This is a genomic window from Prevotella histicola (assembly GCF_055385135.1).
The window spans coordinates 919,465-944,539 of record NZ_AP043793.1 but is presented as its reverse complement, the minus strand read 5'-3'; the positions used below and the strand labels follow the sequence as shown (position 1 = coordinate 944,539).

Below are 25,075 nucleotides of genomic sequence, written 5' to 3'. Positions count from 1 at the left end.
CCCTTGCCCCGAAGGGGAGAGAATTACTCCAAAGTCGTAATTAGATAAGGATAAAAACAATGAACGAAAAGATAGAACGATGGGACAGATGGGACACCCGTCTTCCCAACCCCAAAGACCAGCAGCGAGCGATTGATTTGTTTCAGCGTTCAGGGGCGCAAACCAAGTCGGATTTTGTGCGTGGTCGTATTCTCGGAGAGAGTTTCAAGGTCATCACGATAGACAAATCTGCCGTGGAATATTACCGAAAGCTCTCAGAACTGACGGCACAAATCCATAAGATTGGCGTGCTGTATAACCAAGCCGTGCGTGCCATCAACAGCTATCACAGCATAAAGACTGCACAGATTATGCTTGAGAAGTTGGAGAAATTGTCGGCTCAAATCATTGCCTTGCAAGAGCAGGCTATCAATCTAACTATTGATTATAGAAAGAAGAAGTATTGAGAATTTAGTTAGAAAGATGATAGCGAAGATTTCTGCCACAGAGAACCTTGGAGGTGCACTCGGCTACAACTTCAAAAAGGTGGAAAAAGGAGAAGCGAGTATTCTTCTTACCGCTGAATTGTATCAGAGCAAGGAGGGACGTTATACGATGGAGGAAGTGTTTGCAGATATGGAGGCATTGATACCGAAGAACTGCCGTACCAAGAAAACGGTGTTCCATTGTTCGCTCAATCCGCACCCAGACGAGAAACTCTCTGATGAAACACTCATGCAGATTGCAAGAGAGTATATGGAAGCACTCGGCTATGGCAACCAACCCTATATCGTATTCAAGCACAACGACATCGCCCGTGAGCATATCCATATCGTTTCACTTCGAGTGGACAGTCGTGGTCAGAAGATTAACGACAGATTTGAAAAGCGAAGGAGCAAGCAGATTACCGATGCCTTGGAAAAGAGGTTTGGCCTCATTCCAAGTTCAAAGGTCGTTGACAAAGCGGTGGAAGAAACGCCCAAAATTGATACTACCCAAAGAAATATCAAGGAGCAGGTGGCAAGTGCCCTTCGCATGGTGCTGAAACATTATAAGTTCTGTTCATTAGGAGAGCTGAATGCCATTCTTTCCCAATACCATCTTGCGGTAGAAGAAGTGAAGACGGAGTTTCGGGGAAAGAAATATGAAGGACTTGTCTATGTCCCAACAGATGATAAGGGAGACAAGGTAAGCAGCCCTATCCACGCCTCGGACATTGGACGTGGTGTGGGCTATACTGCCGTACAGAATAGGATGCAGAAGTCCAAACAAGCTATCAAGCCATTGATATCAATCATAAGGTACAGGGTGTTACAAACAATGCGTACCTCTCCAAAGACAGAGGAAGAACTTCGGCAACGATTGGAGGAACAGAGCTTGCGTGTGTTTATCCGAAAGAACGAAAGCGGTCGTATCTATGGCATTACCTTTATTGACGATGAGCAGGGTGTTGCACTCAATGGCTCACGCTTGGGTAAAGGATATACCGCCAATGTATTTAATGCGTATCTATCTAATCCTACGCACAACCCATTCTTGGACGAAACGCTGTATGGCAGTCCGTCTGCCCGTTTGGAACAATCAGCAACTGTCCAGCCTTTACAATCCAATGCAGAAGAAGGGGATAACCTTATTGATGAACTTATTAAGGATATGGTGGGGGACTCTTTCGTATCTACGGGCAATGATGATTGGAAGGAAGCAGCTTGGCAGCGTAAACTCCGTAGACAAAGTAAGGTTAATCTTAGACGAAAGAAAAGATAGGTAAGGTATTTCATATTTCAAACTTTGTTTGAACAACATTCAAATGCAATTCAAATAACGATAATACAACAAGTATAAAAACAATACGATTATGGCACAAGAAGATGATTTAAGGGCATTAGGTAAAGTCATGGACTTTATGCGGGGTATATCGGTGATATTCCTCTTGATAAATTGTTATTGGTTCTGCTACGAGGCTTTTCATGTCTGGGGGTTTACGCTTGGCATCATTGATAAAATTCTAATGAACTTCCAGCGCACCACGGGCTTGTTTTCATCCATCCTTTGGACAAAACTCTTTTGTGTGGTTTTCCTTGCCTTGTCCTGCCTTGGGACAAAAGGCGTGAAAGAGGAGAAAATCACTTGGCCAAAGATTTGGACGGTGCTTTTCTCAGGCTTCGTCTTTTTCTTTCTCAATTGGTGGCTGCTGGTACTGCCCATCGGCAAGATTGGTGCAGCTTCGCTCTATATCTTCACGCTCTCCATTGGCTATATCTGCCTGCTGATGGGTGGCGTATGGATGAGCCGACTACTCAAAAACAACCTAATGGACGATGTGTTTAATACTGAGAATGAGAGTTTCATGCAGGAAACACGGTTGATGGAAAATGAATACTCCGTCAATCTTCCTACACGCTTCTACTATAAGAAGAAATGGAACAACGGTTGGATTAACGTAGTCAACCCCTTTCGTGCCTCAATGGTACTTGGAACACCGGGTTCGGGTAAGTCCTACGCTATCGTGAACAACTACATCAAGCAGCAGATAGAGAAAGGCTTTGCCATGTACATCTACGACTATAAATTTCCCGACCTTTCAGAGATAGCTTACAATCACCTACTTCATCATTTAGATGCCTACAAGGTAAAACCACAGTTCTATGTAATTAACTTTGACGATCCGAGGAAATCGCATCGGTGCAATCCCATCAATCCTGCCTTTATGACGGATATATCGGATGCCTATGAGAGTGCCTATACGATTATGCTCAATCTCAACCGCTCGTGGATACAGAAACAGGGAGACTTCTTTGTGGAGTCGCCGATTATCTTGCTCGCCGCCATTATCTGGTTCCTCAAAATCTATGAGAACGGAAAGTATTGCACCTTTCCTCATGCCATTGAGTTCCTGAACCGTCCCTACGCACAGATATTCCCGATACTTACTTCCTATGATGAACTTGCCAACTACCTTTCTCCTTTTATGGACGCTTGGGAGGGTGGAGCGCAGGACCAGTTACAGGGACAGATAGCCAGTGCCAAAATACCACTGTCTCGTATGATAAGCCCTGCCCTTTATTGGGTGATGACGGGTGACGATTTCTCTCTCGACATCAATAATCCGAATGAGCCGAAAGTCCTTGTTGTGGGTAACAACCCCGACCGCCAGAATATCTATTCGGCAGCACTCGGTTTGTATAACAGTCGTATTGTGAAGCTCATCAACAAGAAGAAGCAACTCAAATCCTCAGTGATTATCGATGAGTTGCCAACCATCTACTTTCGTGGGCTTGACAACCTCATAGCTACTGCCCGAAGTAATAAAGTAGCAGTCTGCTTAGGCTTTCAGGACTTTTCACAGCTTACCCGTGATTATGGAGACAAAGAAAGTAAGGTGATTCAAAATACGGTGGGCAATGTTTTCTCTGGTCAAGTAGTAGGCGAAACTGCCAAGACATTGAGTGAGCGCTTTGGTAAGGTCTTGCAGCAACGACAGTCTATGACCATCAACCGCAACGACAAGTCTACGTCTATCTCCACACAGATGGACAGTCTCATTCCAGCATCCAAAATCAGTAACCTCACACAAGGAATGTTTGTGGGTGCAGTGTCCGACAACTTTGACGAGCGTATTGACCAGAAAATCTTCCACGCTGAGATTGTTGTGGATAGTACTAAGATCTCTGCCGAGATGAAAGTATACCAACCCATCCCCATAATCGCAGACTTCATAAACGAAGATGGCTCCGACAATCTCAAAGAGACTATCGAAGCCAACTATAAATGTGTCAAACAAGATGTTCTAACTCTTGTAGATACGGAGATTGAACGTATCAAGAATAATCCACAACTAAGTGTTTTATTAAAAGGAATATAGTTCTGTTGGTTACAGAATTATATATTACCAAGGAATTCTTCGTGGAGATCTACCTTCAGCAGAAGGTTCACCAAATAAGCCGCGTTGTTGGTTGAGTTGATGTTGTATTCTTAATCTTTCTTCGTCTGTTAATTTTCTGCCATCAATATAGACGATACTATCAAGTTCTGTATAGTTGTCTTTTCGAGCTATATATGGTAAGTAGTGCTGATTTAAAAAGTACTTATCTAAATCGGATAAGGTCAGATTCTTCAGAATTTCTCCTCCACTTATTAATTTAATAGTAGGATTACCATTCTTGCTATATGCCTTAGAAGATGCTATAGTAATAGAATTCTTATCGAAAGAGCCATTCATTATATAGTTTCTGCCACACTTCTCAAAATATGCTTGATAGCCATCTTTGATATTATCTCGGTAGATTGTGACATACTTATCTCTATCAGGGCGTTGTTGTTCATTGAACATGCCTGCAGCATTACAGAAAGCATGTAACAAGAATGCGACTAATTGCTTATAGCCAGCTGCCCCTAACTTATATTTGTCATCATTAAATGTCTGAGGAATACTAATAAACTGCTCCCCACCAACAAGACCAAAACTACCCGTTCCTTCATACTTACTGAGGTCGTATCCTATTGAAACATTAGGTAGTTTTATACCATATCTAGCAAGCACTTCTGGCTCGCCTTCCGAATTATAAAACCTTACATTTGTATTTTTTTCCATTTCATTTACAGCTTCATTGATTGCTCTTCTTATGTGCGGTGCCAAAACCTCACCTCCTACAACTTTTGCTTTTCTAAGTCTAATCATTGTCCAATATTGTGCAGGATATGACCCCCAAATGCCAACGGCTCGCGTTTCGGTTTGAGGAAAAGAATATATGCCATATCTCGTAGGTATATCTTTGGCTATTGTTGCATTAAAAGCATGTCTTTGCTGATTCTGCAAGAATGCTTCTCCTGTTTTCTGGATATTAATCTTTTGTTGTTCTGATAGTTTTGCAACAAACTCTGGAGACGATTGAGATATAGAAATATCTTCGACTGTACCTTCAACAGTCTCATCATTTGAACATGAATACGATGAGAAGATAGCAATAATTACTATCAACCCCAAAAATACTTTTCTTTTCATAATACAATAATTTGATTGGTTTTTATTTGTGTAATACTTTTATTTGATTGAGAGTTTTTACATAATTTTCTACAGAAAGATATTCGTTTAGCGTGAAGCCCATCTTATATGCATCTTCTTTTGATAAGGCTAGGATGTATTTACTACTGCCTTTATCAAACCAAACAAGTCTTGTAAGCATAGCTATATGATCAGTTTGCTCCATATATATGTTTTCTTTATTGCTCCTTGGCTTATTTTCTTTCTGATATTCAGTCATATTATTGTCTATATCCTCTATAACGTTATCATTGCAAGAGGTTGCAAAAATGACATATATCATTATGAGTATTATATTTATTTTTTTCATTTAGGATAAATTTAAAATTATTTTTGTTCTATATCTTCAGGGCCTCCAGCATGTGCAGTAAAATCTCCTTCAAGATTACATCTTTCACCTGTAGGCCAAATGCCTGAAAGTTTTAGATATCCATGAGCGAACCCTTTTTTATCATAATTATTGAGTACACAGGTACCTGAAAGAGAGGTGACTACCGCCGTTCTTATATGTCCAGTTACTGTTCTTAAAATGCAAACTCCTCCGCTACCAAATGTAGGGAGATGTCGCCTGTCCTCCCATATCTTTTTGTAAAAATCCAAAGGTTTATTCTTATAGAGTAAAGTGTCTGCAGTAGAAACTATAGTATAAGGCTCTTTTAACTTTAGTTTCTTCAACGGTGAATCAAAGATGATATCAAGAGAATATGCATAATTCGAACGATTGTCTGGCTGTTTTCGGAGATATAGGTCCAATTCTGTTAGTTGTCCCTCACATTCCAATCTTGATAAAAAGGAAGGATTGTATGAGCTACGCAGCCAGTTCCAAGAATCATAATCCTTATATACTTCTCCATTCAGCGTTATCGTTGCAAAGGTATCATATCCTTCCACTTCTTTCATACAACTTGAAAGAAGGAAAATATTGCATAACAATATTAAAGAGACTTTTAAAAACTTTATCATAATTCTATTCTTTATTTGTTAATATCACTTTTGTAGATAACTCTAATAGGGATATACTGTAAAGACTTATTTTCATAATTTAGAAGTACAATTGTATAAATATACTGTTGTCCTTCTTCTGAATGCGCCTTCATATACTCTATAGCATCTTCTGCAAACATATCCTTCAAAAGAATACTTCCCTCGTTAATAGTAACTTCTTTATATTTACCAATAGGATCAACTGACAACGCAGTTATGGCATCCCAAGAACTATCATCAAATGCTTTGCTAATATTTTTCTTGCGAGAGAAATATATGCTGGCATAGTCAAAATCATATTTATTTTTTATTCCATCATATAAATTACCACTCCTGTCTATGTAGAAAGTAGAATTTTCAATATCATAAATATTCAGAGAACTAATTTCCATATTTTGTATAGATACTCGTTCGCCTTGACTATTCAAAACTTCAAGAAAACAAACACAGTATTCGTTATCTGAAGTTTGTCTAAAAAGAATTTCATGTTTAGTGTTTTCTATCCATTCTATTGGGCTATTGCCATACTTAATACCCCATTTGAATTTGAAAGCGTCATTTATAAGATCCTGTGAGTTTTTAAATTCATTATCAAGACATTCAGCTTTAAGCAAATAGCCTCCTGGACTGTAAGAACCCTTAAGTATGTATCTTGGATTACCTACGACTATTGGCATACTATATTTAATTCCATTATTAGATGCCTCTACAAAGCAAATTCCTTTCCCCTTTGCGGTAAGTATTCCACTAGAATTAATAGTCGCAATCTTTGAATTATCTGTGCTCCAACTTGTCACCCCTATAGCGTTTGTCAAGAAATATTGGGCATTGGTATAAGCATTTATAGGTCCAACGATTAGAGTAGAGAGTCTTGATAATATCCAATCTTTTACTTGCTTTTCTTTTAAAAAAGAAGAGTGTTCTTGACTTTCATTATTAACAAAATAGTTTTTGCCAAAAGCACTGGCCATACTTTGCGGTTCAGCTTTATAAAGCTCAGGGTTATGAGTTAATCCTGACCCTATAGCCAAGGCACTAGAGGTTGGAACAAAAGGGATAGCTTTAGGCTTAACAAAAATTTCTCTTTGCAATAGAATATCAGGAACATTCAACTTATCTCCAAGATTACCATCTAGATTACCTGTGAATCCACTTACATCGTATTTTGAACTGGGATAAGTATCATAAAGCGGTATGTTGGGATAGTATCTATCAAAGCTAAAGTTAGTGTGACTAATAGTGGGTCCTATCCAAAGAAATTTTTTCTTAATTTTTATTCTAAAATAAGTAACTTCATCTCCAACTTTTTTAGCAGGAGAGATTTTTATGTCGGCATCTACCTTTGTTTTACCAGGTATCATGCTAACTAGTGCTGCGGTTATATCATTCAATGAAAGTCCATAAATAAATGGATTTAATGGGGTTAGAATGTCGAGTGAGCCTATTCCTGCATTGGCACCGGCTGATAAATAATGATCAGGAATAATCGGTTCTTTATATGAGCCATTAGCTATAGCAAACATGTTTAGTCCATGCCCATTATCACCTTTAGGGAATCCTAATTTAGAGAGTTCCTTTTGCCATAATATATATTCCCGATTATCCAAATTTCCCTCTGGGTTTACATAATCAACCAATAATTGGGCTGTAGCACTTGAATATGCCAATGAATTTCCCAATTGTATTAACTCATCCACATTAAATTTATTACCACTAAATGTTTTTATTACAGATTTAAGAAATTTTTTATCTGCGCACCAGTCGCGAATAGCTTTATAACCATATAGGACTCCCAAAGGAACATAAGCACCTAAATGTGGAGCATCATAACTTATATAAGTCTGAGTTTGGTGCTTGATATTCCTATCCTCCATTGTTTTAAGAGCATATCTTATGATAAGCCCTCCCATACTATGCCCTATTATTGTGTTTTTTTCTTTGCTATTAGATATAGCTTTCTGCTCATTTATCCAGTTAATAACAGATATCAATGTATATGCATTTGCCTGAATATATTCTCCAGAGCTCTTCCAATCTACATATACAAGATCATAGCCAAAATCTTTTCTTAACATTTCTAAGAAAGAATTCGGAGCAACGACATTATTGTAATGCGTAAAGCCTTTAGACTTGTTAGGTAATCTAGGATCAAAGCCTTCTACAATAATAAAAGGTTTCACAATAGTTGTATGATCACCTGATAAACAATATGTAACTTCTGCTTTTGTAGATATACCACGATAATCATCTCCGTCTATAACTATTGTATCTGAAAGGGGATTGGAGAGAAAGCTGTATTCAGAAGCTCTTGTTAATCCATCAGGCTTACGTTCTAATTTTGTTATAAACATGTGGGATAATAATGATTGTCCATTATCCAATGTTGCCTTTATTATTATTTCATTTCTTCCTTGTTGTAAATTCGCTTTTACCTTTTTATTCCCTCCAATTTCCTGAAAGCCATTTCCAATATTTATTTCAAGTTTACTTAAATGTATGTTAGTCAAAAGGTTACTTTGGGGCAAACTTATGACAACAGAAGATTCAGTTGTGTTTTCTACGAGTGAACTACAAGCGAACAGGTAACCTTGCTTATATGGATCTTTATTTGTAGTATATACTTGATCGTTTTTGTAGGTTATTAATCCATCTTTTAATGCATTTTCCTTAATTTGAGAATATTTGTACAATGCAAGACTTAATGATATAGAGTTATTCTCATCATAAGATTTTTTTTGACGGAAAAAAACATCTATGTCTTTACTTACTACACCTATTAAATCTGCAGACTTAATTGTTGACAACAAATAGCCAAATCTTACATAATCAGCAGCGTTATGTTCTGTTAAGGGCACTATTCCAGTAAATATATCAAGATCTTCATACTCTTCTGCATAATCTCTTAATAGTCCTGTTGGCACTTTATTTTTGTCAATGTGCGCAAACATTTTATCTAAGACTTTCCTTAAGCTCTCATCTTTACCTCTTTGTTGTGCCATTGTCGGCATACAAAGAAATAGAAATACGGAAAGAATTGCCGTTACTTTTAAAGTATGTATGTTCATATCTAATTAAGGTAAGTTAGGGCCTACTCGTAAGCTTTTCGGCTTCCGCTCCTTTTTACAGTATGGTCTGATAGATAATTATACTAAAATTACATTTTCCTTTTCTTGTCGCAAATATACAAATATATATTGTTTATAACAAGAAAAATAGTTATTTTATTTTCAAAAATTTGTATTTCCTTAGTATTTTCACTATATTTGCTATATTATTAACTATATATAACTCGTTGGCGGAAATAGATTAAAGGATAAATTAATATGCAATGACGGTTGCATATAACAGATATTTTGTAACTTAGTAATAACCAACATGCTAAGTTCAATAATCCGTATGCACAACTTATATGCGAATTTCGCAAAAATCCTTAATATATGCAATTCTTTTCAAAAGACTTGGTAAATTCGGCCTTAATTCCACCAAAGGGTCAGGGTATGTTTGAAGGTGTAGTATCCGATAATTTCGATGAACGTATCGACCAAAGGATTTTTTATGCCGAGATTGTCGTGGATATTGCCAAAGTTTCCGCTGAAATGAAAGTTTATCAGTCTATACCCACAATCGCAGACTTCAAAAACGAAGATGGCTCCGATAATCTCAAAGAAACTATTGAAGCCAATTATCGTAAGGTGAAACAAGAGATATTTTCATTGGTGGATTGTGAAATTGAGCGGATGAAAAATACTCCATACCTTACACATTTGGTAAAAGGCTAAATAAATTTTGGCTCTATAACGAATCGTGTGGGTAATCATAGATAACTTAGATAAAAATATTACCTTTGTCATATGAATAGTACCGAGATATTTACACAGCCTTTAGCCCTATCAGAAGCAACTTGTTAAAGGAGGGCAAGGGGATTCGTAAATGCAGAAAACTTTAAGTATATGGTCTATTTCATTACAGGGGAGCTTAAACTTAGTTACCCACACGATTCGTTATAGAGCCATAATTTTTGTTTGGGATTTTACATATTGCAGCCAGTAACTCCTAAAATAGTTTAAAGATAGTTTCGGGATTACCTTTATATAGACAATTCTAAATTGTTTTTAAAAGCTAAGACCTTCCTAAATGAAATAGATTCAGCTCTTGTGGTAGTGTTTTTGTTCTTTCTACCATTATTATGGGTTTATCATTTTGTGGAGTTCCCATGGAAGATGAGAAGTCTGTATCGTGTATCAGTGTAAGTCTTAGCATCGACACAATTTGAAAGAATGACACATGTATTCTAATCATTCGGAAGATGATGGAAGAAAGCGAGTTGACAATGAGTACAATCAATGTCAGTGCCTGTATTGCGTTAACACAGTCGCTATAGAAAAATCTTGTGGGAGTTTCTGTTTTGAGTTGTTAATATAAGAATGCTATAGCCTGTTTCTGCTTGTAAATTTCCCCAATGTCCCTTACGCCAAGCACAAAGTTATTGGGAAGAAGGACAATGGACTTGTTTGAGTTACCCACTCACAACTCCACTCGTATGACTCATGCCTTCTCTCTACTCAAAGACAGTCCTTTTGTCCGTGTGTGTAACCAATTCGTCAACTTACATAGGTTCAAGAATCCCTTTATTTATACTTCAGTCTCCTCTTTATCTTGGTGACATAGCACAATCCTCTTCGGTAATTTTTGGGCACCATGCTTAATCTACGCATGCCATATCCATGGTAAAGGTGCCATTTTGGGGAGATGCATCTCCTTAAGGGATTATAGTCATGCAAGAGGGCATTGGTAAGCTGTACAACTATAAGATTCCCTGCTCAACACCTCATCACCGTGTGTGCTTTCATGTCACCTTTCTTGCCACTTTTGAGTATCAGCTCATCCCTTGAGCGGCAGTTCGCTAAAAAAGTGTAGCATTCGAGAAGTGATGCATAGATGTTTGCGAAGAATTCTTGTGGCAATGCTGGTAGGCTTAGGTAAGGGTACTGTGATGGGGGATATAGTCGATTCAATAATGATACAATTTATTCACCTAAGTAGTCGTCCCTTAAAACTATATTTCAGCATAAAGCCTGTACTGACAAGCTCTATACTGATTCTTTTTATATGGTACAAAAGAACTCTCATAGCTCTTTTGAAGTTATATGCTGCCGCCGCTAATAAGACATTGATAGCATCTCCTTTCACACCTTTATAAAAGTTGCGAGATAATCGATGGTCTGCTTTAAGATGTCCTATGGTTGGCTCTATACCTGCTCGTTTACAAAATAGTTTGTGTTTCTTTCTCTTTTGGTAGTAGCTGTCTTTAGCTTTAGGAGTGTCTGGAATGAGTATCTTTGTCTTCCCAATCTGCTTTATACCTCTATACCCTCTATCTCCTGCTAACTTATCAACCTGCTTTCCTGTCATCCTTTGGGTTTGTTCTAACGTCTTTTTGATAGTATGCCCATCATATTCATTCCTAAAAGAACATGCACCAAGAATAAGTCCAGACCATGAACGAAGAATAGATACTTTATTGCCAAACTCATATTGCTTATGCTCCTTACCTTTGCTGACGCAAACTACATCTGGTTCGTGCAGAGAATATACTTTGTTCTTTGACTTCCTATTCTGAGAAAGAACTCTGTAATATAGCTCAAACATCTTCTCATATCCTTTCCTTCTCCCAAGATTACGCTCTAGCTCTCTTACTAATCTACCTGCTATGGTCTTCAGTTGCCTATCTGCCTTAAGAGCTTTCTTACGATTCTTGGGATGATTACGAAAACGTTGGGAACGGTAAATGCCTTTCAAGGTACGCGTATAACTCTGTCGTAGAGGAAGACTCTTGTCATGAACTATCTTCAGAACGTTTTTGATTATCTTTTTATGCAACTTCGCATCTGTAGGATAGGTTATATTCTTCTCCTGTACAGTAGAATCAATGAAAGCCGTATCAAAATGGTCTTCGTCATCATGGACAGTATTAACACGGATGATCTCGGCTAATATTAACTCCATACCTTCCTCACCTATACGATTTCTGAAGTGAACTAACTCGGAAGCATCACAGGGTTGTTTTGGCATAAATTCAAGTCCACCACAGAAGTATTGGTAGTAAGCATTCTCACTCCATTGAAAAACAACCATTTCATCTGACACATTACGCAAATATTTTAAAATTAAAAGACCACACATCAAGCGAATAGGATGAGCTGGGCGCCCGTTAGTACAGCAATACAATGGAGAAAAAGCTTTTTCAAAACACTTCCAATTAATCTTATTACTAAGTTGGAAAAGGGGGTGTTGATAACTAAGCATGTCCTCTAAATAAGAGAACATAGAGAGCTGTTTGGATGTACGTTTAAGCATAAATATCTGCAAGATTTATAATGTAAAGGTACAAAAACTTGCAGATATAAGCAAATAATTTGTAGCATAATATACTGTGAATCAGCGGAATATTAGATTTTTAAGGGTGGACTAAATATTCATTGAATATCTCCAACTCACGCAGAGAATCAAATTGTTTGAGTACTCCGAAGAGTATTACTACGAAATGAGTCCAATCGTCAAGACGCTTGATATAAGACTCGTACCGAAGGATATGGCTGATTTGTATGATTATTACCTATTTATAACTGGATGTTTTATATTTTTATATGCTAATAACTATCGGGTAGCAATAATTTAAAACAACGTGAGCTATATATCCAATATTATTTATATGTTGATATATGGCACCTATAGGACCTATAAACATCAGAAGCCAAGCTGATTTTTTACTAAATTATAATATAATCCTCGATGAGTAATGAGGTCTACATGTCGTCCACATTCCACTATTTTCCCATCTTTAAGGACAATGATATTATCTGCATTTTTAACTGTACTCAAGCGATGAGCTATTACAATAGCAGTCTTACCTTTGATAAATTTGTTTAAATGCTCCATGATTTCAAGTTCGTTATTTGCATCAAGGGAATTTGTAGCCTCGTCTAAAAATATATATTTAGGATTCTTGTAAACAGCACGTGCTATGAGTAGACGTTGTTTTTGTCCTATACTCAGATTATGTCCATCATAGCCTATTATCGTATTATATTTGAGAGGAAGTTTTTCTATAAATTCGTCTATATTAGCAATTCTTGCAGCTTTCTTGATACGGGATATATCTATTTTTGTAGCATTTGGGGCAATGTTATGGGCGATGGTATCAGTAAAAATAAATCCTTCTTGCATCACTGTTCCACACTTTTTCCGCCAGTCTTGCATATTTATATTATCTAATCTCTCACCGCCTATATATATAGTTCCTTTGTCAGGATGGTAAAAACCAAGGATAAGCTTTAGTAATGTGGTTTTTCCAGAACCACTTAGTCCAACTATTGCTGTAGTTTTACCTTGTGGTATACGCAAGCTGACATTGTCGATATTTGGTCTGGAATCAATTTTGTCATACTTAAAAGATATTGCGTTTAGAACAATATCTCCACAATCCTGATCGGATATATTTTTTTTAATTTCATTATCTTCATCTGGCTTCTCATATACATCTTGTAAACGGTCTAAACTCAATTGGGCATCTTGAAATTGGCGGATAAAATTAATTAATTGATCTACAGGACTATTTAAAGTCCCAACAATATATTGTGTGCTAATCATCATGCCAAGTGTAATTTTACCTTTTATCACTAAAGTTGCGACGAATGCTGTAATTATTAGGTTTTTAGCCTGATTGAGGAATAGCCCTCCAGATTGTTGAAACTGCGATAATTTCAAACTTTTCATAGAAAGGCGATAAATATTATGCTGAATATGCTCCCACTCCCAACGTTTCCTTTGCCCACATACATTCAATTTAATTTCCTGCATACCAGTAACCAGCTGTATTATACTACTTTGGTTAGCTGAATTCTGGGTAAATATTTTATTATCAAGGATGGCTCTTTGTTTCATAAAAGCCCAAACCCAAAAGATATACAGAATACTTCCCAAAAAGAAAATTAAAGATACTATCCTATTATAAATGCAAATAATACTACCGAAAATAATTATATTGATTATAGAGAAAGCAGCATTAATGCTAGAGTCGGTTAAAAAACCTTGTATTCTAGAATGGTCATTGATGCGTTGTAAAATATCGCCTGTTTGTTTCGTGTCGAAGAAGGATATAGGCAAGTGTATCAATTTTGTAAGATAGTCTGATATCAAAGAAATATTAATCTTTGTGCCTGTTTTTAGTAATAGCCAGTTGCGTAAAAATCCCATGAATGTATTACCCATCTCTAATACCATTTGACCTAAAAGTATTAAAATGATAATATTTATATTCTGACTTTTAATACCCTTATCAACAATGGCTTGAGTTAAAAAAGGCAACGTTAGTTGTATGGTAGTTCCGAAGATTAAGACCATGATAAGTAGTAGAAACTGCTTTTTGTAAGGTTTCAGATATGAATAGAGAAATTCTAGGGCTTGAATTTTCTTCTTATTATCATCTCCCTTCTTTTCATAAAATTTATTGGTTGGTGACAAATATAAAGCAATGCCAACACCACTTCCTTGCGCATTTATGGAGTTTAAAAAGCAATTACCAAACTCTAACTCGTTAAATTTTGCAATCATACCTGTAGCAGGATTTGCAACATAAAAGACTAATCCTCGGGATGTTTTCTTTATTTTATATAATACAACAAAATGATTTTGGTTCCAATAAATGATGCAAGGTAAAAAACTCTCTTGTCCTAGTTCTGATATGGTTAATTGGATACCAATAGTGCGAAAACCAACATTTTCAGCAGCTCTACTAATTGCATAAAGTGATACGCCCTCATGAGAAGTTGTGCATAGATTTCGAATGTGTGTTATGTCATAATGATTGCCATAATATTTGCATATCATGGCGAGGCATGTTGGCCCACAATCCATAGCATCGTGTTGTTGAAGGGCTGAGATTTTTTTCATTATTAAATAATATTAAAAGTTCTGTTCCTGAGTCAAGTAATTCAAGAAATAGTTAAACACTTAGTGATGTAGAGACTTTCCATTATCAAATAAAAGATATTGTCATGAATTTGAGTAGATGTTAGGTTGGGAAGATATCCTTCTTTGAATATTTCCATGCATATACTATTACCTGTATTTGGAAGCGAAAAAAGAGTTAAAAATATACACCAACCTGTAAGTTTATATCTGCCTTGGGGTGAATTCATATAGTAACTGTCATCTATAGCTTCTATATGACAATTTGATTTTAGTTTAAACTCAAAGTTAGTCATTATTTCTGATATGTTTTTAGCAACATTAATTCGCGTATATATTTTGTAGAAATTGTCATAGTCATTCATTGATTTAATATTTTCTGCATATATTATTTGATTTTTATTCAAATATGATATGATTCGATTATAATAAGTCGGGAACTCATATTTTAAACGATATTCTATCTGTTCACAAATATAATTGTATTTTTTCAGCCTTCCTAAGCAATGTGCATACTTGCTCTCATATTGGGCTGTTTCAATAGTGCTATATTTCACAATCTCATCAATATCGTTATTAGGTATCAGATATGATATTTTCTGCTGATGCTTATTTGCCAGTTCCGTCAGTAAAAGTTGTTCGTAAACAACATTGAACTTTCCCTTCATATCACCAGATTGCATGATACCGTCATATATACCAGTAAGGAAAGCTCGAGATTCCTTGCAGTATTGCTGTATAAAGTCCAAATTATTACCTCCGAAGATTCCCATATTCGCAGCAGTTTTACATTTACTGTCTATTATAATTTGTGGAGCAGCACCTATATGTTTCTTTATATAATCCACTGCTGAAGTATAGTCTGTCAACGAAAAATTGTCAATCATTTCCAAACTTTGGCATACGACTTCGGCATCAATTACCCTGTCGGGGAAATTCTGCCATATAAATACATCATTATCTATATGTAAAAATGGCTCTTTTTGGGCAGAATATGTCATTATTTTACCATAAGCCCATAAGGAGGTATCTATGTTGGCAATATCGTCAAGATTTACATGAAACTTATGGTACGGAAGTCTTAAGATATCTCTGAAAAGGTTCATACCAAAAGTATCTGTGTATAGTTCAAGATTAGGGTAGTATCGGGATATAGTAAGGCAACTATATGCCATTGATAGTAAGCAGTAGCGATAGTTTATCCAGCCACCATTATATCTGTTCTGACTTGCGTCTTTGTTAGCTTCAAAAAGAGGTTTACTCCAGAAAGACTGTATAATTTTCATACTATTTATATTTGATGCTCAATTATTTTTTATGATTTATATTAAACTTCCACACGAGTGAACACATAACATAGCGAGGTAGATTGTTATACCAAGTTTCTGTTCGCCCTTGTTCGTTCATCTCATATTTTGTGTTCGATAGTTGGTGAAGCAGGTCAAATCCCGTCAGTTTGGCAAGCAAAGCTCCTTTCATGAAGCTGTGATGGAGATGTATATTCCATACCCACTCCGTGGTATTCATCATACTTTCCTGATAGCCTCGGCGGGCATACAGGCTGAGGTCTGAGCCGAAAGAGAAATTTAGAGGGAGCTGAAACTCGGTTTCAAGCCCCAAGCGATAGGCTCCTGCGTGAATGTTCTTAAAACCGCTTCGTTGGCTGTTTAGGTTGTAGTATGTCCCATCAGCATGAAAAGCAAACTCACTTTTCTCGCTGGGTCTGAAATTTAACTTAACGGCTGCACCCCACTGCCAGTTGTTGACAACGCTGCGCATGCTTGATGCATCTTCTTCGGTTGTCGTCATGTCAACATTATGGGAATACTGAAAAGTAAGATGATTATCAAGCGTCCACCTGCGGGCACTGTCTAAAGGTAAACTGTAATCAAACTGTCCCTTTGCACGCCAATTGCCGTTCACACTGACTGGCATCATAGTTGCAACGCCTGTATGCGTATCATATAAAGTCGCATAGGCTACATCGTTGTCGGTCTTATTATATTCTACTGAGGCGTACCACAACCGTTGGCTGGCTCCTTCATGCCGCAGAGAAAGAGATGTGTTGTATCGGTGTATGTTTTTTAGGTCGGGATTGCCTGATACGATATACAGAGGGTTGGCATCATCACGGTAATCCACCTTGCTTACAAGTTCAGGAATTTCGGACTTCATATCGGCACGCACTTCCCAAACAAGGGCTTTACCACCCCGGAAGTAGGCTTCCGGTTCAAAGAACACAGCATTTTCAGAAACATCATGTCTGCCCAGGCGTGTATAGAAAAGTTTCTTTTTTACCAGACGCAAGGGCAGCCTGATGTAACCATAGTCTATATTCAGCTTGTTGGCACCGCTGGCAGCATTGATGTTCCACTCCAGCATCAAGCGGTGGTGGTTCTGATATTCGGTGTAAGCATAGCTGTTGTTATGGTCTAATACTGACAAAAGAGCGGCTTGTGCCGAGGGGAGTAAATCATAATGTGTACTGTCCCTATTTTCCAATTTGTCAAGCCGATAGAGAGAACTGTTGGCCTTGTTATACTTATAGTCGTATTGGTATTGCGGGCGAAGACTCCAGCCCGGCCAATTCCAATTGTATACGGTGCCTGCTTTTACGTCCCAGCGTCGGCGGTCATACCGGAGATGGTTGTTGCGGAAGTCACGAGCCGCCTCTGCGTCCTCATATTGAAGATCGTAGAGCGAAAAGCTACGGCCACTTTGTTTGTCAAACTCTGCGCCGAGATCCACATGCAGAAAGTCTGTAATATTTATGATGTCATAGCTGTTCGTAAACGTCACATGATAGTGTTCGTTTTTGTCGGTGCTTTTCTCTATCAGCTCATTAAGTAAAGATGTGGTATCTGAGGTGGATGTGTAATACATTCCATATTTCTCGTTACGCTTAAAATGAAAATTAAGATTTGCCATCGTGGAATACCTTCCTCTTTCTCCATAGTGAATAGAGTTTTGACTGTCAAAGATGGTAGCCTTGGTGTTTGTTCCTCCCTGCATACGCTTGGTGAGATTTCTATCTGGCAGAAAGACTTCTGTGCTTTTCAGTGTCTGATAGTCACCATCATTATGTACAATGGTATTCTGTGTACTGAGCCATTTGTCCATGTTACTGTCGAAGAATCTCGCATAACCTATCCCTGCTGTACGGTTGGTCAGCAGTCCGTTAGGTGTCTCTTGTGGCATCCACTGTCCTTGCAGACTTGGCTTCTGATTGTCGTTAAGGTTGTTGATATTTGTAAATGCAAAGAACATCTCTTTCTGGGAGGACTTCATGCTAAAACCTTTCAGTGTGAAGCGACTTTTTGTTCCCAGCCCGGCTTCTACATTGCCAAAAGTGATTGCATTGTATTCCTTTTTCAGTTTGACATCCATGACAAGACTTTGGTCGCCCATGTTTCTCTGCATGAGACGTGAGGCCGAGCCTTCTCTTTCATACACCTTTATTTTATTGACGGTATATGATGGCAGATTTTCGAGTGCCATTTTAGGATTGCCACTGAAGAAATCCCGACCATTGATAAGCAGGCTCTGTACGTGTCGGCCATTGACAAATATCTGTCCGTCTTTTGTCAGTTGTGCGCCTGGTAAGCGGGACACAAGTGCGTCAAGCATACTGCCTTGCGCAAGATTAAAGGCATCGGCATTATACACGATGGTATCACCGTACATCACCATCTTTATCTTCGTGGCCTTGACCACTACCTCCTGCAATTCATGGTAATTGTGTCCCATTAGGATAGGCTTGACATTGATACTGACTTGGCGCAGGCTTTTTAGTTCAAAGTCAGCATAAGTGTCCTGATAGTCAGGCATGACAGCCTTGATTATGTAATGTCCCTTTTTGTTTATTTTTCCATTGAAAACATACATGGAAATTTTTCCTTGATAGGGAATGTCCTCTACTACAGCCGTTGTTGTATCAATAACCGAACTATCCTCGTTCAGTAGAAAAACTTTGGCAGGTATTGGTTCTCCTGTAATTTTATCTGCTATTCTGCCTTGAACATTATGGTTGTAGTTTGCACCTCTAAGACCAGAACAAACTAAGAGACAAAAAAATATAGTTAGCGTGATTCTATTCATAAAAAAATTAGATAAAGTGTCTCATTGCAGTAATCTGCAATGAGACACTATTAACAGATTCTGTTTATGGAATTAAGTACCGTCTATTATCCACACCAACAGATTAGTCCATAAGAGAATGGAAGATATTTGCAGATACCACTTTTACCATTCCATGTACATGACTGATTTTCGTAAGAGCAACCAGAACTAGAGCCTCCTACAACATGTTTTAACTGTTCGCGATTGAGCGAATTTTTCATGAGTCCCTCAAAGGGATTAACTTTAATTTTTTTCATTGTTGTACTTTTTTATTAATGCATATTACTGAATATAAGTGTACTGCAGATAACTTATATTAGTTTTTATCCGTAAATAAAGAGCTAAAATCATTATAAGAGTAAAAATCATCAGGCATATGGTGATTATTTATATAGAAAGTTGGTGTATATTGTATCTTCAATTCTATGTTTTTTTGTACCAACCATGTAATTTTGTTGTTTTGTGCGTTTATTGCTTTGTCATCAATATCATTATATTTTTTTCGAAACTCTTCAAAATTTTTATCTGTCTGACTATACCAATCATGCAAAACTTGTAGCATATATTGATTTCCATATTTTTCTTTAAGGGCAAAGAATAGTTTTATAATATTCTTTTTTGTTTCATTGTCTTTGGAGGATACATAGAAAATTACCTGTAAGAAAATATTCTTATTGTCATATAATTTCTCCATTTCAATATGAGATTTAGAGCAGGAACGACAAAAAGGATCACATATCTTTAATATTGTAGTAGGCGCAGTGGACTGCCCAATATTTATGCTCATATCTAAAGGAACTTTTTCTATCAATGGGTATTCGTCTAATAGTGTGTAAAATACGTTTTTGTTAAATCTGACTCTATTAAAATATGGGAATAACTCGTTATATTTTTTATTTTGTTCACATAAACTCTTATACATGTTACTTCCCCATAGTACAATTAAATCAACTATAACAAATGGTGTGAAACAGTTAAGAATTATGCCCAAATGCAGATTTAATAAACCGCTCAAACAGGATATTATAAATAAGTATAGCAAAATAGATAAAATAGACAAACATATGATACACCAATGTCTATATATCATAATTTGATAATACAGAGAGTATATGATAAAAGGTAAGGTAATTACATTTAAGTATGCTGCCATCCGCCAATAGTTTAAATTTGTAGGACCTACACAAGCCAATACTATTAGTGTGCCTGTGAAATACGCAAGCCCGATAGTAGACCAGTTTACACCATAAATATTATTTGCTGATGATTTTAAAACTGTCGAACAATCCCATATTTTTCCAACTGGGCATAGTTTCTCAATTATATAAGATTTATATTCATTTACTTCACTGTGTACGAGAATTGCACAAATTATACTTCCTATTCCTACCCCTCCAATATATAGTTCTAAATAAATTGGTGTACCAGATAATAGTAAGGACAGGGCTATAAATAGTATAGTTATAATAATTATAAAAGCAGGTATTGCTTCTACAACTCTTTTAATGAAGAACCTTTTATATTTATTCTCGTATTCAGCTTCTGCAATATAGTCTTTTACATCAATGAAAGTCACAATCCCGGCATATATCTTTTTTAAATCTTCAAAAGACACACTTTCTTGTCGATGTGTTATGGGATTATACCATATTACAGATTCTTTGCTTATTGAGTATATGACACTAAAGAAAGATTCAGAGTTGATATGAACTAATACAATTTTCGGCTTATCGTATTTTTTTAATGCTTCTAAGCTTTTTATAGTATACGAATTCGTCGCAATATTATATCCCTCTAAAATATCAATAATTGCCATGAGAGAATTGGGGTAGGGATGCTCTGCAAACTGCCTATATATAGTCTCTTTGTTGATAGAAAGCCTATTATACTTTATTATTTTCCAACAAACTTCTGAACTATTTGTGGATGTAAAATTGTACATATTCATAAAAATATATTTTACGACAAGGTTTTTAAACTTTTAATCGAGTAAAACAGTATAGAAGCCAAACTAATCTCGTATGGACAATTATAAACCGACAGAATCAATGACCTTAATATGTTTATTTGCCATTTGCCACTTCTTACTATATAAGCTATATTTTGTTTTCATTCTAAACATAAATTAATTACCAAATATTAGGGATACATGAGTTAGGTCAAATTGACTAGGTATAATGGGCCTTCTCTTGCTCCCGGTATTATTTTGTTATGCCTGCTAAATAATCATGTTGATTAATTATCTTATAGGCGTAGCAAATATACAAATATAAATTGTTTATAACAAGAAAAATAAGTTTTTTTTTTTTTCGAAATTTGCATTTTATTAGGATTTTAGCTATATTTGTAGCACAATTTACTATTTACACATTGTTTATATGAGCAAAGAACTTATTTCATTAAAAGATTTCGAGATTACTCCCAACGAGAACGTTATCGAACGTAGCCAAAATTTCCAAAGTTACATTGACCAGATGGAGCAGTTTGGCTGCAAGAGTTATTGGGTCATGGCAAGAACGGGAGTAGGAGCCAAGATGCAGATAGAGGGCTATGATGGTGAAGTTTCCGCGTACATTTCCAATGATTACCTTGGTATGTCGCAAAGATCAGAAACTAAAGAAGCTGGCATAAATGCCGTCCTGAAATATGGCACAGGGGCAAGTGCCGCTCAAGCCATCGGTGGCTATTTAAACATCCATCAGCAGTTGGAACAAGGCATTGCAAAGTTCGTTGGTCAGGAAGATGCCATTCTATTCTCATCAGGTTTTGGTGCCAACGCAGGTCTGCTTCGTGCTATATTGGGAAAAAATGACATAGCCTACATCGATTCATATATACATACCAGTGCCACGAGTGGTTTAATTGGAACCAATGTAAAACATATAGGACACAATGACATTGACTATCTTGACATGATCCTTGAACGAGAAACGGGAAAATATCAGACTCGATTGGTCATCATTGATGGGGTCTATTCTCAAAATGGAGATTTATCAAAACTTCCAGAGTACATTGCAGTATGTAAGAAACACGATTGTCTTCTTATGATGGATGATGCCCACGGTATTGGAGTTATGGGAGAAAATGGCAGAGGAACAGCCGAATATTATAATTGCTTGGGACAAGTAGATATTATTACAGGAACTTTCAGTAAATCCTTCGGATGTGTCGGTGGTTTTGTTGCCGCATCAGAAAAACTGATTCAGTATCTAAGATATTATGCTGACAGTAATGTCTTTTCCGCTGCAATGACTCCACAGGTAGCAGCATCTTCATTAAAGGCTTTGGAACTTATACAGACACGTCCTGAAATTCGCAAGAAATTGTGGACCAATGTCAATTATCTGCGCAAACGACTGACAGAGGAAGGCTTTGATATAGGCTGTTCGGTATCAGCAATATTCCCTATTATGGTCAGGGACAATAGAAAAGTATATGAAATAGCACGTGAATTACAAAAAAGATGTATCTTTGTAAGCGGTATCACATATCCTGCGGTAAGAACCAAGGAAGCACGGCTTAGAGTCAGTGTGTTGGCTTCACACGAAATAGTACAGTTGGAGCAATTGGTGACCGCCCTTGTGGAAATTAGAAAATCAACACCTTTTTAGATGGCAGAAGAAGAAAATAAACCCAAAAGATACAGAAGGACAAACGTCGATATACAGGCAGACATTATCAAGGCAGCAGAAAGTCTGATCAAGAAAAAAGGCTTTGCATCAATGTTGGTGACAGAACTCATTAAAAAAGCCAGAATAGAGCCGCTTGTTTTCTATAACAGATATGATAATCTTAGAGAATTTTATGATGAATTCGTTAAGAGGTATGACTATTGGTTTAAGGATGTGCTCACTGGTGTTCAATTTCCTACAGATTCAGAATTGGGCTATATCAGTATTTTCAAGGATGTACAGAAAGCACTTCAAGATAAATCAGTGATGTTGGAACTATTACGCTGGGAGATTGCTGAAGGAAATGAGACCACAGTCCGTACGGCCATGCTCAGAGAAATGCACACTTTACCTCTTGTCAATATCTATGAAGAGAAATTCAAGGACACTGGTATTGATATATCCGCCATATCATCCCTGATAATCGGTGGCATTTATTACCTTAACCTTCACAGAGAGCGTTCCAAATTCTCTGACATTGACTTGAATACGGAACAAGGCAGAAAGCGTATAGAAAATGCTTTAGAGGGACTTGGACACATGATATTCCACAACCATGAAGTAAATAATTATAAAAAAGTAGTTGCTAAAAGAATGAAAGAAAATGGCGTCAGCGATGAAATCATAAAAAAGTGTTTGGATTAAACCATACAGTTCAAAGAGATTCCCCACTTATCCAGCGTGATAATTGGGGAATTTTCTTATTATAGAAACTATATTTTAATAAAGTGATATTTTAGGCTTTACCATAAACTAAACATAATAGATTGTTTCCCATAAATTCCTTTTATTTCCTACTTTACCCGAAAACTTTTTCATCTCTTCATATACCTATAATTTAGCAGCTTGATAACAGTATTCATCATTAAAATTATCAAGCAATGGAATCAAACAGCAATGACAATTATGTGCTGGTCTTGGAAGACCGCACGGAAGTGAAGAATGAAAAGGAAGCAGGAAAACTCTCCGTAATTTCTGGTATTGACGACAAGGGAAACCTTAAAACCACCGAGGCAATCGCCGCCAATCAGGCAGCGTTCTTGAAGTTCAACAACAAGGACGGACTTCTGAAGAACTTCATGACTAACTTCCTCAAACAGTTCAATAACCCGACTCATTTTGGACTGTACAAGGTATTGGCAGACAATGTGGAGCAAGGCGTGGACAACCTGCGTACCATGTTACAAAGCCGTGAGAAGCCCGAAAGCAAACAGCAACTGGCAGAGATGGGTGTTCCCTTTGAGGACTATCTGCCCCAGCAGAAGAATGCTACTGCCATCGATGAGTCGAAGATTGATTGGAAGCAACTCGATAATCTCGGACTTACCCGTGAGCGATTGGAGCAGAGTGGAGAATTAGACAAGATGCTCAATTGGCAGAAGAGCAATCTCTTGACGATTGCCGTACCTATTGGAGACACTACTATCTACACCGAAGCCCGCCTTGCTTTCCGCACGGACGATAACGGCAATGTCGGCTTGGCAATTCATCCTTTGAGAAAAGAACCACAGCTTGACTTTCCCTATATGGGCTACAAGTTCTCTCCCGAAGAAAAGGAGGCACTTCTCACTACGGGCAATCTCGGTAAAACTATCGAAGTAACTCCCAAGAACGCTGAACCTTTTTCTGCTTACGTCTCTATCGATCCGCAGACCAACGAAATTATCGCCCTGCGTGCTGACCGTGTGAATATCCCCAAGGAAATCAAGGGCGTGACCCTTTCTGACGCTCAGTATAAAGACCTTGTGGAAGGCAAAGCCGTGAAAGTGGAAGGCATGACCGCCAAGAGTGGCAAGACATTCGATGCAACCCTGCAGGTCAATGCCGAGCGAAAGGGCATTGAGTTTATCTTTGGCGACAACAAGAGTTTAAGAGAACGACAGGAACACAAACAGACACAGCAGCAAGGCGCACCGCATAAGCTCTGCGGCTTGGAGCTGTCAGATAAACAGCGTGAAGCATTGGATAGCGGTCGTACACTATATCTAAAGAATATGGTGGACAAGCAGGGACAACCTTTCAACGCCTATGTCCGCATGGACAAGGAACAGAATAGACCACGCTTTTATAAATGGAATCCCGACAAGAAGCTGGAAACTGGCAAGGAAAAGGTGGTAGCTGTGGCAGAAGAACACAAAACACAGGTAGCCGTCAATAACCACGGCAAGACCAACGAAGCCACCAAAAATGTGAAAGAACCACTCAAAACGGGACAGACACAGCCTACTGCTGAGCAGAAGCAAAAGCAGGACGAGAACAAACAGAAGAAGTCCCGTGGACGTAAGCTATAACCTTAAAATCATCCAACACT

Annotated in this window: 17 protein-coding genes and 1 pseudogene; 7 read left to right on the top strand and 11 right to left on the bottom strand. The window is 37.4% G+C overall.

Annotated features, from left to right (window positions below):
* The first annotated feature begins 59 nt into the window (after positions 1-59).
* The 3 genes from ACZ48L_RS03900 (at position 60) to mobC (ending at position 3,841) form a co-directional block, all read left to right on the top strand.
* On the top strand, positions 60-446 hold the full coding sequence (locus ACZ48L_RS03900) for a plasmid mobilization protein (protein ID WP_025792453.1): 387 nt from the start codon (positions 60-62) through the stop codon (positions 444-446).
* Positions 447-462: 16 nt separating this feature from the next.
* Entirely contained in the window at positions 463-1,743 is a 1,281-nt protein-coding gene (mobB, locus tag ACZ48L_RS03895; RefSeq protein ID WP_025792452.1) for a conjugal transfer protein MobB, read from the top strand.
* 91 nt (positions 1,744-1,834) lie between these two features.
* Positions 1,835-3,841, top strand: a complete 2,007-nt coding sequence (mobC, locus tag ACZ48L_RS03890) for a conjugal transfer protein MobC (protein ID WP_025792451.1) — start codon at positions 1,835-1,837, stop codon at positions 3,839-3,841.
* Positions 3,842-3,865: 24 nt separating this feature from the next.
* Here the strand turns inward: mobC and ACZ48L_RS03885 are convergent, their stop codons facing one another.
* The 4 genes from ACZ48L_RS03885 to ACZ48L_RS03870 are packed head-to-tail and all read right to left on the bottom strand — an operon-like array spanning position 3,866 to position 9,069.
* Complete coding sequence (locus ACZ48L_RS03885; protein WP_025792449.1) at positions 3,866-4,981, bottom strand: M12 family metallopeptidase; 1,116 nt, start codon at positions 4,979-4,981, stop codon at positions 3,866-3,868.
* A 22-nt stretch (positions 4,982-5,003) separates the two neighbouring features.
* Positions 5,004-5,330 (bottom strand): hypothetical protein, encoded by a 327-nt coding sequence (locus tag ACZ48L_RS03880; RefSeq protein ID WP_021670464.1) that lies wholly within the window; start codon positions 5,328-5,330, stop codon positions 5,004-5,006.
* 17 nt (positions 5,331-5,347) lie between these two features.
* Complete coding sequence (locus ACZ48L_RS03875) at positions 5,348-5,983, bottom strand: hypothetical protein (RefSeq protein ID WP_081767865.1); 636 nt, start codon at positions 5,981-5,983, stop codon at positions 5,348-5,350.
* Between the two features lie 11 nt (positions 5,984-5,994).
* The gene (locus ACZ48L_RS03870) at positions 5,995-9,069 is read right to left on the bottom strand and encodes an esterase/lipase family protein (RefSeq protein WP_464722019.1); all 3,075 of its coding nucleotides are present in this window, start codon (positions 9,067-9,069) and stop codon (positions 5,995-5,997) included.
* Between the two features lie 420 nt (positions 9,070-9,489).
* Between ACZ48L_RS03870 and ACZ48L_RS03865 the strand changes: the two are divergent.
* Positions 9,490-9,783: pseudogene (locus ACZ48L_RS03865) on the top strand (conjugal transfer protein TraG); the annotation flags it as partial.
* Positions 9,784-11,035: 1,252 nt separating this feature from the next.
* On the opposite strand, the gene ACZ48L_RS03860 reads toward ACZ48L_RS03865, so the two are convergent.
* The 7 genes from ACZ48L_RS03860 to ACZ48L_RS03830 all read right to left on the bottom strand — a co-directional run bounded on the left by ACZ48L_RS03860 (position 11,036) and on the right by ACZ48L_RS03830 (position 21,035).
* Positions 11,036-12,361 (bottom strand): IS5 family transposase, encoded by a 1,326-nt coding sequence (locus ACZ48L_RS03860; RefSeq protein ID WP_278565434.1) that lies wholly within the window; start codon positions 12,359-12,361, stop codon positions 11,036-11,038.
* A 100-nt stretch (positions 12,362-12,461) separates the two neighbouring features.
* Positions 12,462-12,575: a DUF4372 domain-containing protein gene (locus ACZ48L_RS03855; protein ID WP_231294698.1), complete on the bottom strand. Its 114-nt coding sequence runs from the start codon at positions 12,573-12,575 to the stop codon at positions 12,462-12,464.
* A gap of 176 nt (positions 12,576-12,751) precedes the next feature.
* Positions 12,752-14,956, bottom strand: coding sequence for a peptidase domain-containing ABC transporter (locus tag ACZ48L_RS03850; RefSeq protein ID WP_025792445.1), 2,205 nt, complete (start codon positions 14,954-14,956; stop codon positions 12,752-12,754).
* Between the two features lie 41 nt (positions 14,957-14,997).
* Entirely contained in the window at positions 14,998-16,260 is a 1,263-nt protein-coding gene (locus tag ACZ48L_RS03845) for a DUF6734 family protein (protein ID WP_008824353.1), read from the bottom strand.
* Positions 16,261-16,282: 22 nt separating this feature from the next.
* The gene (locus ACZ48L_RS03840) at positions 16,283-19,072 is read right to left on the bottom strand and encodes a TonB-dependent receptor (protein WP_025792444.1); all 2,790 of its coding nucleotides are present in this window, start codon (positions 19,070-19,072) and stop codon (positions 16,283-16,285) included.
* Positions 19,073-19,158: 86 nt separating this feature from the next.
* Positions 19,159-19,350 (bottom strand): TIGR04149 family rSAM-modified RiPP, encoded by a 192-nt coding sequence (locus tag ACZ48L_RS03835; protein WP_008824355.1) that lies wholly within the window; start codon positions 19,348-19,350, stop codon positions 19,159-19,161.
* Positions 19,351-19,409: 59 nt separating this feature from the next.
* Complete coding sequence (locus tag ACZ48L_RS03830) at positions 19,410-21,035, bottom strand: vitamin K epoxide reductase family protein (protein ID WP_206777547.1); 1,626 nt, start codon at positions 21,033-21,035, stop codon at positions 19,410-19,412.
* A 436-nt stretch (positions 21,036-21,471) separates the two neighbouring features.
* On the opposite strand from ACZ48L_RS03830, the gene ACZ48L_RS03825 reads away from it, so the two are divergent.
* The 3 genes from ACZ48L_RS03825 (at position 21,472) to ACZ48L_RS03815 (ending at position 25,055) form a co-directional block, all read left to right on the top strand.
* Positions 21,472-22,704: an aminotransferase class I/II-fold pyridoxal phosphate-dependent enzyme gene (locus ACZ48L_RS03825; protein ID WP_025792443.1), complete on the top strand. Its 1,233-nt coding sequence runs from the start codon at positions 21,472-21,474 to the stop codon at positions 22,702-22,704.
* Positions 22,705-23,409, top strand: coding sequence for a TetR/AcrR family transcriptional regulator (locus ACZ48L_RS03820; RefSeq protein WP_025792442.1), 705 nt, complete (start codon positions 22,705-22,707; stop codon positions 23,407-23,409).
* A gap of 236 nt (positions 23,410-23,645) precedes the next feature.
* On the top strand, positions 23,646-25,055 hold the full coding sequence (locus ACZ48L_RS03815; RefSeq protein WP_025792441.1) for a DUF3945 domain-containing protein: 1,410 nt from the start codon (positions 23,646-23,648) through the stop codon (positions 25,053-25,055).
* Positions 25,056-25,075 lie beyond the last annotated feature (20 nt).